This window comes from Pseudomonas sp. AOB-7 (assembly GCF_003696305.1).
Taxonomy (GTDB): Bacteria; Pseudomonadota; Gammaproteobacteria; order Pseudomonadales; family Pseudomonadaceae; genus Aquipseudomonas.
Map to the genome: position 1 here is coordinate 70979 of NZ_RFFK01000013.1, position 13083 is coordinate 84061.

Annotated in this window: 11 protein-coding genes; 5 read left to right on the forward strand and 6 right to left on the reverse strand. The window is 67.4% G+C overall.

Annotated features, from left to right (window positions below; genetic code table 11):
* Positions 1-64 precede the first annotated feature (64 nt).
* The 3 genes from EA796_RS19730 (at position 65) to plsB (ending at position 3600) form a co-directional block, all read left to right on the forward strand.
* Positions 65-454, forward strand: coding sequence for a hypothetical protein (locus EA796_RS19730; RefSeq protein ID WP_082457838.1), 390 nt, complete (start codon positions 65-67; stop codon positions 452-454).
* A gap of 144 nt (positions 455-598) precedes the next feature.
* Positions 599-970 (forward strand): hypothetical protein, encoded by a 372-nt coding sequence (locus EA796_RS19735; protein WP_031303034.1) that lies wholly within the window; start codon positions 599-601, stop codon positions 968-970.
* Positions 971-1116: 146 nt separating this feature from the next.
* Positions 1117-3600 (forward strand): glycerol-3-phosphate 1-O-acyltransferase PlsB, encoded by a 2484-nt coding sequence (plsB, locus tag EA796_RS19740; RefSeq protein WP_021443709.1) that lies wholly within the window; start codon positions 1117-1119, stop codon positions 3598-3600.
* Positions 3601-3845: 245 nt separating this feature from the next.
* Here the strand turns inward: plsB and EA796_RS19745 are convergent, their stop codons facing one another.
* From EA796_RS19745 to EA796_RS19765, 5 genes are all read right to left on the reverse strand, one after another.
* On the reverse strand, positions 3846-5453 hold the full coding sequence (locus EA796_RS19745) for a malate:quinone oxidoreductase (protein ID WP_021443710.1): 1608 nt from the start codon (positions 5451-5453) through the stop codon (positions 3846-3848).
* A 298-nt stretch (positions 5454-5751) separates the two neighbouring features.
* On the reverse strand, positions 5752-6438 hold the full coding sequence (locus EA796_RS19750) for an LrgB family protein (RefSeq protein ID WP_021443711.1): 687 nt from the start codon (positions 6436-6438) through the stop codon (positions 5752-5754).
* On the reverse strand, positions 6435-6788 hold the full coding sequence (locus EA796_RS19755) for a CidA/LrgA family protein (RefSeq protein WP_021443712.1): 354 nt from the start codon (positions 6786-6788) through the stop codon (positions 6435-6437). The genes EA796_RS19750 and EA796_RS19755 overlap by 4 nt, the downstream gene beginning before the upstream one ends.
* Positions 6789-6803: 15 nt before the next feature.
* Entirely contained in the window at positions 6804-7313 is a 510-nt protein-coding gene (locus EA796_RS19760; protein WP_021443713.1) for a DUF934 domain-containing protein, read from the reverse strand.
* A complete protein-coding gene (locus EA796_RS19765) occupies positions 7310-8977 on the reverse strand; it encodes a nitrite/sulfite reductase (RefSeq protein ID WP_021443714.1) in 1668 nt (555 codons plus the stop codon). Before EA796_RS19765 ends, EA796_RS19760 begins: the two co-directional genes overlap by 4 nt.
* A gap of 336 nt (positions 8978-9313) precedes the next feature.
* On the opposite strand from EA796_RS19765, the gene ccoG reads away from it, so the two are divergent.
* A complete protein-coding gene (ccoG, locus tag EA796_RS19770; protein WP_021443715.1) occupies positions 9314-10726 on the forward strand; it encodes a cytochrome c oxidase accessory protein CcoG in 1413 nt (470 codons plus the stop codon).
* A 204-nt stretch (positions 10727-10930) separates the two neighbouring features.
* On the forward strand, positions 10931-12343 hold the full coding sequence (mapR, locus tag EA796_RS19775; protein WP_021443716.1) for a GntR family transcriptional regulator MpaR: 1413 nt from the start codon (positions 10931-10933) through the stop codon (positions 12341-12343).
* Positions 12344-12367: 24 nt separating this feature from the next.
* Here the strand turns inward: mapR and ung are convergent, their stop codons facing one another.
* Positions 12368-13057: a uracil-DNA glycosylase gene (gene ung, locus EA796_RS19780; protein WP_021443717.1), complete on the reverse strand. Its 690-nt coding sequence runs from the start codon at positions 13055-13057 to the stop codon at positions 12368-12370.
* Between the last annotated feature and the right edge of the window lie 26 nt (positions 13058-13083).

Below are 13083 nucleotides of genomic sequence, written 5' to 3' on the forward strand. Positions count from 1 at the left end.
TCGTTCGCTCCGCTCACTGGGACGGGCTAAAGCCCACCCCTTGACCAAGCCTTAGGGGGCACATATGAGAATGCGCAATGCTCGTATCGCGATAGTGCTACTCGGACTCGTATTACCTTATATGGCACGCCTGCCTCGCGGCATCGAATGGCTGCAGCAGTACACGGATACCGATCTTGGTAGTTGGCTATTTTTGGGGGCGTTCAATGCCATTGCATGGGGTGCAATCCTTGCATGTAGCTTTATGTATCTCCGCCCCTCTTCACTAATTGGACCATGCTTGCTTGGCTTCGGCTTCCTAGCATGGGCGCACAACACCTTAGATCTCAGCGCAGACGCGCAAGCCGCTATCGGCCTGATCTTCATTCCTATCTATGCTCTCTTGCCAATTGCAATTGGCGGCGCAATTGGTTACGTCTTGGATCGGAGGCTACGGCGCAATGATGCCGCCTAACAATTCGCATATGGACTCTCCCCCACAAGCGGTGAGGAATAGCTTTTTGACACTGTCGTCAGCGCGGTTGCACTCGTATATCCGGCCTTGCATCGGGCATCGCCCTGGCCATTCTGTTGCTCGCGCAGCGGGGGCCAAGCGCGCATGAGGTATCTGTTGTGGCTCGACGGCGCTGCCGCCGCGCTGGCCGGCGCTCTGCTGCTAACGTTTCGCCACTGGCTGAGCGAGTTGCAGGCGCTGCCCCTGGCGCTGCTGACCCTGATCGGCCTGGTCAATCTGCTCTATGCGGCTTACTCCCTGAGCCTGGCGCGCCGCCGGCGGCGACCGCAAGCGCTGATCGTGCTGTTGGTGCTGGGCAATATGGCCTGGGCGGCGGTGTGCCTGGGGCTGGCGGCGAGCTTTGTCGGCTCGGCGCGTCCCTGGGGCCTGGCTTATCTGGTTGGCGAAGCGCTGTTCGTCGCGCTGCTGGCCGGCCTCGAATGGCGCTGGCGCGAACGCCTGTCAGTGGCCGCTTGAGCGCTCGCCTCGCCCGCGGCGGATAGCCCGCGCCAGGCGCTGCGCGTGGCCTGCAGCGCGAGAGTTTTTTGCCCGCCACGCGCCCTTGCGGCACACTAGCGCCCTTCCCGAGCAATCGCTCGTTTTGCCATGCAAGCAGAGTCCGTATGACCCGTTCCCCCTTCCGCCGCCTCGCCTTCGGGGCGCTGCGCCGCCTGCTGTACCTCTGGGTACGCTCGGAAACCATCAACCAGTCCGCCTTCACCCTCAAGCTCGACCGCAGCAAGCCGGTGTTTTACGTGCTGCAGCAGCCTTCGGTGAGCGACCTGGCGGTGGTCGACCGCGAATGCAGCAAGGCCGGCCTGCCGCGCCCGGTGCTGCCGGTGGCGGTCGGGGAACATGTCGAGCCGGCGGCCTTCTTCTACCTGACGCCGGAGCCGGACTGGTTCGGCCGTCAGGACAAGCGCGGCATCTCGCCGACTCTGGATCGGGTAGTCGCCGCCCTCTCCCGCCAGGCGGTGGACGATGCGCAGATCGTGCCGGTCAGCGTGTTCTGGGGGCAGTCGCCGGATCGCGAGACCAGCGCCTGGAAACTGCTGTTCGCCGACAGCTGGGCGGTGACCGGGCGCCTGCGCCGGCTGGTGAGCATCCTGATCCTGGGGCGCAAGACCCGCGTGCAGTTCTCCACGCCGATTCACCTGCGCGAGCTGGTCGAGCAGGACAAGGGCCAGGAACGCACCCTGCGCATGGTCCATCGCATCCTGCGTGTGCATTTCCGCAACCAGAAGGCCGCGGTGATCGGCCCGGACGTGTCGCACCGGCGCAACCTGGTCAAGGGCCTGGTGCACGACCCGCTGGTGCGCCAGGCGATTGCCGAGGAAGCCGAGCGCGAGAAGATCAGCCTGGAGAAGGCCGAGGCGCAGGCGCTGCGCTACGGCAACGAGATCGCCTCGGACTACACCTACACGGTGATCCGCTTCCTCGAACTGGTGCTTTCCTGGTTCTGGAACAAGATCTACGACGGCGTCAAAGTGCACAACATCGAAGGCGTGCGCGACATCGCCCAGGGCCACGAGGTGATCTACGTGCCCTGCCACCGCAGCCATATCGACTACCTGCTGCTGTCCTACCTGCTGTTCACCAACGGCCTGACGCCACCGCACATCGCCGCCGGGATCAACCTCAACATGCCGGTGATCGGCGGCCTGCTGCGCCGCGGCGGCGCCTTCTTCATGCGCCGCACCTTCAAGGGCAACCCGCTGTACACCGCGGTGTTCAACGAATACCTGCACACCCTGTTCAGCAAGGGCTTCCCGGTCGAGTACTTCATCGAGGGCGGCCGCTCGCGCACCGGGCGCATGCTGCGGCCGAAGACCGGCATGCTGGCCATCACCCTGCGCAGCTTCCTGCGCTCGCATCGCCTGCCCATCGTCTTCGTGCCGGTGTATATCGGCTACGAGCGGGTGCTGGAGGGGCGCACCTACCTGGGCGAGCTGCGCGGCGCGAGCAAGAAGAAGGAGTCGATCTTCGACCTGTTCAAGGTGCTCGGCGCGCTCAAGCAGCGCTTCGGCCAGGTCTCGGTGAACTTCGGCGAGCCGATCAAGCTGGCCGAGTTCCTCGACCAGCAGCAGCCGGACTGGCGCAGCCAGGAGCTGGCGCCGCAGTTCCGCCCGAGCTGGCTGAACGAGGCGACCAATCGCCTCGGCGAGCGGGTGGCGCGTCACCTCAACGAGGCGGCGGCGATCAACCCGGTCAACCTGGTGGCGCTGGCGCTGCTGTCCACCAGCAAGCTGGCCCTGGACGACCGCGCCCTGGCGCGGGTGCTCGACCTCTACCTGGCGCTGCTGCGCGCGGTGCCCTACTCGCCGCACACCACATTGCCGGACGGCGACGGCGCGGCGCTGATCGAGCACGTCAAGGGCATGGACCTGCTGGCCGAGCAGAAGGACGCCCTCGGCAAGATCCTCTATCTGGACGAGCAGAACGCCGTCCTGATGACCTACTACCGCAACAACGTGCTGCACATCTTCGCCCTGCCGGCGCTGCTGGCGAGCTTCTTCCAGAGCAGCGCGCGGATCAGCCGCGAGCAGATCCTGCGCTTCACCGGCGCGCTCTATCCCTACCTGCAGGCCGAGCTGTTTATCCGCTGGGATAGCGACCAGCTCGAGGAAGTGGTCGACCAGTGGCTGGCCGCCTTCGTCGAGCAGGGCCTGCTGAAGACCGAGGGCGACGTGTACCTGCGCCCGGCGCCCAGCTCGCGCCAGTTCGTGCTGCTGACCCTGCTGTCGCGCTCGGTGGCGCAGACCCTGCAGCGCTTCTACATGGCCATCGCCCTGCTGCTCAACGCCGGGCAGAACGCGATCAGCGCCGAGGAGCTGGAGGACCTGTGCACGGTGATGGCCCAGCGCCTGTCGATCCTGCATGGCCTGAACGCGCCGGAGTTCTTCGACAAGAGCCTGTTCCGCCACTTCATCCAGAGCCTGCTGGACCAGGGCGTGCTGCGCCAGGACGAGGCCGGCAAGCTCAGCCACCACCCGCTGCTCAGCGAGCTGGCCGAAGGCGCCGCCAAGCGCGTGCTGCCGGCGGAGATTCGCCTGTCGATCCGCCAGGTGGCGCTGGATCGCAACGAGGACGAGCCGGCAGCGCCGTAATTGTCGCGTCGTAGGGCGCGCTATGGCAGAACCCCCAGGGTGGCTGTCGCCTTTTACCTCCACCAGGGCGGTGGATCGGTGAAGCGTGATCCAGCCTACGCGCCGACCGGCAATCGCGGCTAAAGCCCCTCCCACGGCGTCCACCCCACCCGTAGGAGGGGCTTTAGCCGCGACAGGTTCGCAGGCCAAACAAAACCCGCCGTGCGCGAGGCGCAGGGCGGGTTCTCTTTACCGCGTGAAAGGCCTTACAGGGTCACCGCCGCCGGCTTCGGCTCGGCGGCCACTTGCACGTCCGGCGCCACTTCGATGTGCTGCAGCTCGAGGCGCTCGCTGCTCCACTGGCGCACGCGGTTGGTCAGCGCCAGGTCGTCGTTCAGCTTCTGCCCGTAGGAGGGGATGATCTGCTGCAGGCGCGCCTGCCACGCGGGGCTGGCGACCTGCTCGGCGAAGGCCTTCTCGATCAGCTGCAGCATGATCGGCGCGGCGGTGGAGGCACCCGGCGAGGCGCCGAGCAGCGCGCTGATGCTGCCGTCGGCGGAGGTCACCACCTCGGTGCCGAACTGCAGTACGCCGCCCTTCTCGGCATCCTTCTTGATGATCTGCACGCGCTGGCCGGCCTGGATCAGCTCCCAGTCCTCGCTCTTGGCCTCCGGGAAGTATTCGCGCAGCGAGGCCATGCGGTCTTCCTGGCTGAGCATCAGCTGGCCGATCAGGTAGGTGCTCAGCGGGATGTTGTCCATGCCGGCATTGGCCAGCGGCAGGAAGTTGTCGCTGGTCATGCTGCCGAACAGGTCGAGCAGCGAGCCATGTTTAAGAAACTTGGTGGAGAAGGTGGCGAAGGGGCCGAACAGCAACACGGTCTCGTCGCCGATCACGCGGGTGTCCAGGTGCGGCACGGACATCGGCGGCGAGCCGACCGAGGCCTTGCCGTACACCTTGGCCTTGTGCTGGGCGACGATCTCGGGGTTGCGCGTCATCAGGAACTGGCCGCCGACCGGGAAGCCGGCGTAGCCCTTGGCCTCTTCGATGCCGGATTGCTGCAGCAGCTTGAGCGCGCCGCCGCCGGCGCCGATGAACACGAAGCGCGCCTTGACGCTGCTCTCGGCGCCATCGTTGGCCAGGTCGGCGACCACCACGGTCCAGCTGCCGTCAGCGTTGCGCCGCAGGTCGCGCACCTCGTGTTCCAGGTGCAGGCGCGCCTGGTCCTTGGCGATCAGCGAGTCGATCAGCTGGCGGGTGATCTCGCCGAAGTTGACGTCGGTGCCGATGGCCATGCGGGTGGCGGCGACGGGTTGGCCCTGGTCGCGGCCCTGCATGACCAGCGGCGCCCACTGGGCGATCTGCGCGTGATCCTCGCTGAACTCCATGCCGCGGAACAGGTTGCTGTGCTCGAGCGCGGCATGGCGCTTGCGCAGGTATTCGATGTTGTCCTCGCCCCAGACGAAGCTCATGTGCGGGGTGTTGTTGATGAAGCTCCTGGGCTTGCTCAGCACCTCGCGCTCGACCTGGTAGGCCCAGAACTGCTTGGAGATCTCGAAGGATTCGTTGATCGCCACCGCCTTGCCGATGTCGATGCCGCCGTCGGCGGTTTCCGGGGTGTAGTTCAGTTCGCAGAACGCCGAGTGGCCGGTGCCGGCGTTGTTCCAGGCGTTGGAGCTCTCGCCGGCGACGCGGTCGAGGCGCTCGTAGATTTCTATGCTCCAGTCCGGCTCCAGCTCGTTGAGGTAGGTGCCGAGGGTGGCGCTCATCACGCCGGCGCCGATCAGCAGGACGTCGACGGTTTTCTCGGGCTCGCGGGGCTTGGAGCAACCGATCACGCTGAGACAGAGCAGCGTCAGCAGGATTTTCTTCATGGCACAGTCCAGTGGTGTGCACGACGGCGCGCCGTGCAGGCAAGGTTTCGGGTGGCAGCCGTATGGGCCGCCCATGGGCGATGGCCGCCGATCGGCGGCGCGGCGGGAGGAAGGGTGTTCCAGGCCTCTTGGCGGGCGTATTCCGCTTGTGCCGCCGGCAGGAGCAATATGCGTGCCGCTGAAAGGATTCAGCGCTGGATCGGGCCTCGCCGCGCGCCGGGAGGCACGATGCAGTGGCGAGTTCTCGCCAAAGGCGGCGGGCCCGCGCGGCGCCGGTGGCGGGATTCCGCCCCGCGCCTCAGTTGGACAGCAGCAGGGGCAACAGCAGCGCCGTGGCGATCCCCAGCAGGCTCATGGCCAGGGCGGCGAAGGCGCCGCACTCCTCGCCTTCCTGCAGGGCATGGGCGGTGCCGATGGCATGGGCATTGATACCGTAGCTGAGGCCTCGGGCCGCCGGGTGCTCGACCCTGGCCCAGCGCAGCAGCCAGGGGCCGAGCGCGGTGCCGATCACCCCGGTGAGCATCACCAGCACCGCCGCCAGCGAGGCGATGCCGCCGATCTGTTCGGCCACCGGCATGGCGATCGGCATGGTCACCGATTTCGGCGCCAGGCTCATCAGCACCACCCAGTCGGCGCCCAGCGCCCAGCCGATGGCCAGGGTCAGCGTCACCGACAGCACGCCGCCGGCCAGCAGGGTGAGCATGATCGGCCAGAACAGCTGGCGGATGCGCTTGATGTTGTGCTGCAGCGGCACCGCCAGGGCCAGGGTGGCCGGGCCGAGCAGCCAGGCGATGGGCTCGGCGCCGGCGCGGTAGGTGGCGTAATCCACCCCACACAGCAGCAGGGTGGCGACGATCAGCGTCACCGACACCAGCACCGGCTGCAGCAGCAGCCAGCCGCTGCGCCGATACAGCCAGGCGGCGATCAGAAAGGCCGCGAGGGTCAGGCCGATGGCGAACAGCGGATGCGCGGCCAGGGCATTCATCCCTTGCGCTCCTGACGGCGGATCAGTGTCTGCAACAGCCAGCCGCAGAACGGTACGGTGACCAGCAGCGACAGCACCAGGGCCGTGGCGATCACCGGCAGCTCGGCCAGCAGCAGCTCGCTGCTGGTCATGATCCCGGCGGCCGGCACCGCCAGCAGCAACGGCAGGTAGGGCAACAGGCCATTCGCCGCCTGCTGCAGCGGCTCGGGCACCGCGCCGCGCCACATCAGCCAGGCCGACAGCAGCAGCAGGCCGATGATCGAGCCCGGCAGCATGGGCAGCAGCCACTGGTTCAGGGCCACGCCCAACAACTGCAGCAACACCAGCCAGAACAGGCCACGCAACATCATGATCTCCACTCCTCCTTAATTGCGCCCCCGGCGAAACAGCGGACGCGGCTCGATGGCCGAACGACCATACAACACACTGAGCCCGGCCAGGCCCTTGAGTGCATCCTCCAGCGACTTGTCGGCGCGCACGGCGAAGGCGTCGAAACCGCACTGGCGCATATGCGCCAGCTGGTCGCGCAGCACATCGCCCACCGCGCGCAGTTCGCCGCGCCAGCCCAGGCGGGTGCGCAGCAGGTAGGCCTGGCTGTAGCCGCGGCCGTCGCGGAAGCTGGGGAAGTCGATGGCGATCAGCGGCAGGCTGGAGAGAAACGGCTGCAGCGCTTCCGGCTCGTCATCCACCTGCAACAGCAGGCCGTCGGCGCTCGCCGCCCTGCCCTGCAGCACTTCGGCCGACTGCCGTTCGCGCCAGGCGGCCAGCGGCAGGATCTGCGGCGCCGCGCCAACGCTGTCGGCGTCATGCAGTTGCCAGGGGTCGTCGGTGATGATGCGGGCCTGGCCCTCGACCAGGCGGATCAGATTGTTCATGCCACCGCCTCCCGGGCGTAGACGCGCTCCTTGAACGGCTCCAGGCCGATGCGCTGGAAGGTGTCGAGAAAGCCTTCGTTCAGCTCGCGGTAGTCGACGTAGGTCTGCACGATGCGCTCGATCACCTCGGGCACCTGCTCGGCGGCGAACGCCGGGCCGATCACCTTGCCCAGCGCCGCCTGCCGGCCCTGGCTGCCGCCGAGGGTGAGCTGGTACCACTCGCTGCCGTTCTTGTCGACGCCGAGGATGCCGACGTTGCCGATATGGTGGTGGCCGCAGGCGTTCATGCAGCCGGAGATGTTCAGGCTGATATCGCCCAGGTCGTGCAGGTAGTCGAGGTCATCGAAGCGCTGCTGGATGGCCTGGGCGATGGGGATCGACTTGGCGTTGGCCAGCGAGCAGAAGTCGCCGCCCGGGCAGGCGATGATGTCGGTGAGCAGGCCGGCGTTGGCGGTGCCCAGCCCGGCCGCCCGAGCCTCGCTCCATAGCGCATGGAGATCGCGCTTGCGCGCGTCGGGCAGCACCAGGTTCTGTTCGTGGGCCACGCGAATCTCGCCGAAACCGTAGCGCTCGCTCCAGTCGGCCAGCGCCTCCATCTGCTCGGCGCTGACGTCGCCGGGCGGCGCGCTGATGCCGGGTTTGGTCGACAGCACCACGCTGGCGTAACCGGGCACCTGATGCGCCATGACGTTGCGCGACACCCAGCGGGCGAAGTCCGCGTCGCGCGCCAGCTGGGTGCCGAAGTCGATATCGGCATCGGCCAGCTCGGCATAGGCCGGCTTGTGGAAGGAGGCGGCGACGCGCCGGTATTCCTCATCGGTGAGCCGCGCCGGGCCGTCCTTGATCGACTGCCACTCGCGCTCCACCTCGGCGGCGAAGGCCTCGATGCCGAGCGCCTTGACCAGGATCTTGATCCGCGCCTTGTACTTGTTGTCGCGCCGGCCGTGGCGGTTGTACACGCGCAGGATGGCCTCGACGTAGGACAGGCAGTCCTGCCAGTGCAGCCCTTCACGCAGTTGCTGGGCAATGATCGGCGTGCGCCCCAGGCCGCCGCCGACCAGCACCCGCAGGCGCAACGCGCCGGCCTCGTCGCGATGCAGCTGCAGGCCGATATCGTGCACCTGGATCGCCGCGCGATCTTCGGCGGCGGCGCACAGGGCGATCTTGAACTTGCGCGGCAGGAACAGGAATTCCGGGTTGACCGTCGACCACTGGCGGAGGATCTCGGCCAGCGGACGCGGGTCGAGGTACTCGTCGGCGGCAACGCCGGCGAAGGCTTCGGTGGTGATGTTGCGCACGCAGTTGCCGGAGGTCTGGATGGCGTGCATGTCGTGCGCGGCCAGCCAGTCGAGGATGTCCGCCACGCGCTCGAGCTCGATCCAGTTGAACTGGATGTTCTGCCGCGTGGTGAAGTGGCCATAACCGCGGTCGTACGCGCGGGCGATATGCGCCAGCGCGCGCATCTGCTTGGCCGACAGGGTGCCGTAGGGAATCGCCACGCGCAGCATGTAGGCATGCTTCTGCAGGTACAGGCCGTTCTGCAGGCGCAGCGGCAGGAACTCCTCTTCGCTCAGCTCGCCTTCCAGGCGCCGCTGTACCTGGTCGCGGAACTGGGCGACGCGCTCGCGCACCAGCGCACGGTCAAAATCGTCGTATTGGTACATGCCGGCAGGCCTCCTGATCACGGGCGTCGACTATGCCTGCCGGACGTGTTTCGAAAACAGCGCCAGAAAAGCCTAAAAAAACCAGATCAGATAAGCGAAAGAAGGCTGTGGCTTACCGGAGATTGGCGCGGCGCGATGTCGCAGGCCGAGGCCTGTAGCGCTCAGGCTGAAATCCACAGCAGCCAGAGATGGCGTGGCCTGGAGACCTGTCAGGCACTTTTCCCGGCGCCCACCGGCCGCATCTGATCCGCTTTTTTTACGAAAACCTGAGACTGTTTCGCAAACAGTTCGCCTCGGATCATGGCGCCAGCCTGATTAACGCCTGAGGGCAACGCCATGACCGAGCTGATCCCCGTGCGGGCCGTCGAGAGCATCGACCCTGCCAAACCCATCCGCCTGACGCCGGCCCAGGCCGGTGGGCCGATCCACACCCGCAGCTTCACCGGGCGCTTTCGCAACCTGCGCCTGCTCGGCGCCGGCCTGCTGTTCCTGCTGTTCTTCGGCACCGCCTGGATCGACTGGAACGACCGCCAGGCCGTGCTCTGGGATCTGGGCGCGCGTCAGTTCCATATCTTCGGCGCCACCTACTGGCCGCAGGATTTCATCCTGCTCTCGGCCATCCTGATCATCGCCGCCTTCGGCCTGTTCTTCATCACCGTGCTGGCCGGGCGCGTCTGGTGCGGCTACGCCTGCCCACAGAGCGTGTGGACCTGGATCTTCATGCGCGTGGAACAGCTCACCGAGGGCGACCGCGGCCAGCGCATCAAGCTCGACGCCGCGCCCTGGTCGCTGCACAAGATCCTGCGCCGCGGCGCCAAGCATGGCCTGTGGCTGGCGGTGAGCCTGGTCACCGCGCTGGCCTTCGTCGGCTACTTCACCCCGATCCGCCAGCTGACCCTGGACCTGGCGACCCTCGAGGTCGGCGCCACCACGGCCTTCTGGGTGCTGTTCTTCACCGCCGCCACCTACATCAACGCCGGCTGGCTGCGCGAGAAGGTGTGCCGCGACATGTGCCCCTACTCGCGCTTTCAGAGCGTGATGTTCGACCGCGACACGCTGATCGTCTCCTACGACGCCGCCCGCGGCGAGAACCGCGGGCCGCGCCGCAAGGACGCCGACTACAAGGCCGAAGGCCTGGGCGACTGTATCGACTGCACCATGTGCGTACAGGTCTGCCCCACCGGCATCGACATCCGCGATGGCCTGCAACTGGACTGCATCGGCTGCGGCGCCTGCATCGACGCCTGCGACAGCGTGATGGACAAGCTCGGCTATGCCCGCGGCCTGGTGCGCTACGGCTCCGAGCGCGAGCTGGCCGGCGGCAAGACCCGCTGGCTGCGCCCCAACCTGGTCGGCCATGCGGCGATGCTGGCGCTGATGATCGGCGCCTTCGCCTGGGCCCTGGCCGAGCGCCCGCTGCTGTCGCTGGACGTGACCCGCGACCGCGGCCTGTACCGCGAGAACGCCCTGGGCCAGATCGAGAACATCTACAGCCTGAAGATCATCAACAAGACCCAGCAGGCGCGCAGCTACAGCATCGCCCTGGTCGAGCCGGGCGACTTCGAGCTGCATGGGCCGAGCACGCTGCATCTGGCCCCCGGCGAGATCCGCGACCTGCCGGTCAGCGTCGCCCTGACCGCCACGCGCAATGGCGCCGGCCCGCAGCACCTGCAGTTCGAGGTGACCGACCAAGCCGAGCCGGACAGCCGCGTCGCCACCCGCAGCACCTTCCTCGCCCCGCTGCGCTGAAACCTCCTAGCCCGGATGCCATCCGGGGCCGTCCGCTGCGCGGATGGCACCCGGGCTACACCTACCCTGTAGGCGCGGATTGATCCGCGATTCGCCCAGCACGCCCGACGGTCCCGCCCGAACGACTCACGAGGCCCTGCCATGTCCGCCGTTCACCCCGTAAAGTGTTCGCCCGTACCCCTTGCACCGGTGAACCAGGACAGGATGAAACGCTACGAGAAATTCGCCGACGAGATCGCCGAGCTGATCCGCAGCGGCGTGCTCGCCCCAGGCGAGAAGGTGCCCTCGGTGCGCCACGCCAGCCGCACCTACGGGGTCAGCCCGTCCACCGTGTTCCAGGCCTACTACCTGCTGGAGGATCGCGGCCTGATCCAGGCCCGCGCCCGCTCCGGCTACTTCGTCCGCGAACACGCGCAGCGCCCGCTGCACGAGCCGGAAGCGGCCGTGCGCGCCGCGCAGACCACCGAGGTGGACGTCAGCGAACTGGTGTTCTCCGTGCTCGCCTCGCTGAAAGACCCCGACACCGTGCCCTTCGGTTCGGCCTTCCCCAGCCCCGACCTGTTCCCCCTGCCGCGCCTGGCGCGCAGCATGGCACACGCCCTGCGCGAGCTGTCGCCGCACGCGGTGATCGCCGACATGACCGCCGGCAACCCCGACCTGCGTCGGCAGATCGCCCTGCGCTACATGGTCAGCGGGGTGATGCTGCCGATGGAGGAGCTGGTGATCAGCAACGGCGCCATGGAGGCGCTCAACCTCTGCCTGCAGTGCGTCACCCAGCCGGGCGACCTGGTGGCCATCGAGTCGCCGGCCTTCTACGCCTGCCTGCAGGTGCTGGAGCGGCTCAAGCTCAAGGCGGTGGAAATTCCCGTGCACCCGCGCGAAGGCATCGACCTGGCGGCGCTGGCCGACAGCCTGCAGCGCCTGCCGATCAAGGCCTGCTGGTTCATGAGCAGCCTGCAGAACCCGCTCGGCGCGAGCATGAGCGAGGCGAAGAAACAGGCGCTGTACGAGCTGCTGGTGCGCCACCAGGTGCCGCTGATCGAGGACGACGTCTACGCCGAGCTGTACTTCGCCAGCCAGCCGCCCAAGCCGGTGAAGAGCTTCGACCGCGAGGGCCTGGTGATGCACTGCGGCTCCTTCTCCAAGAGCCTGGCACCCGGCTACCGGGTCGGCTGGGTGGCCGGCGGGCGCTACGCCGAGCAGATCGCCCGGCTCAAGCTGATGACCACCATCTCGCCCTCGGTGCCGGCCCAGGCGGCCATTGCCGACTACCTGCAGCACGGCGGCTACGACCGCCACCTGCGCAAGCTGCGCCACGCCCTGGAAATGCAGCAGGGCGCCATGCTCGCCTCCGCCGCCCGGCATTTTCCCGCCAGCACGCGGGTGACGCGGCCGGCCGGCGGTTATTTTCTCTGGTTCGAATTCCCCGAACGGCTGGACTCCCTGCAACTGCTGCGCCTGGCGCTGGCCCAGGGCATCAGCCTGGCGCCGGGACCGATCTTCTCCGCCAGCCAGGGCTTTCGTCACTGCGCCCGCCTGAACCACGGCCACCCCTGGGACGCGCGCAGCGAACAGGCCATGGAGGTGCTCGGCCGGCTGGTGGCGGGGTTGCTCTGACAGAGCGGCGCAGCCTGCGCGCAATTAGAGCGCCGGCAACCGCCAGTCGATGGGCGTCATGCCGTTCTGCACGAGGAACTGGTTGCAGCGGCTGAAGTGACCGTTGCCGATAAAGCCGCGGTGCGCCGACAACGGCGAGGGGTGCGGCGAGCGCAGCACCAGGTGCTTGGTCGGGTCGATCAGGCGCTGCTTGCCCTGCGCATGGCTGCCCCAGAGCAGGAACACCAGCTTGGGCCGCTGCTGGCTGACCACCTCGATCACCCGGTCGGTGAACAGTTGCCAGCCCTTGTTCGCGTGGGAGCCGGCGTTGCCTCGCTCCACGGTCAGCGAGGTGTTGAGCAGCAGCACGCCCTGCTCGGCCCAGCTCTGCAGGTAGCCGTGGGCGGGGATATCCAGGTTCAGGTCGCGCTTGAGTTCCTTGTAGATGTTCACCAGCGACGGCGGCGTCTGCACCCCCGGCTGCACCGAGAAACACAGGCCGTGGGCCTGGCCGGGACCGTGGTAGGGGTCCTGGCCGATGATCACCACCTTGACCCGCTCCAGCGGCGTGGAGTTGAGCGCATTGAAGATCAGCGGGCCCGGCGGGTAGATCTCCTTGCCGGCCGCCTTCTCGGCACGGAGGAACTCGCGCAGCTCGCTCATGTAGGGCTTGTCGAACTCCTCGCGCAGCGCCTCTTTCCAGCTGGCGTCGAGTTTGATGCGGTCGTCGGTCATCCCGGGTGTTCCTGCGCTGAAAACGA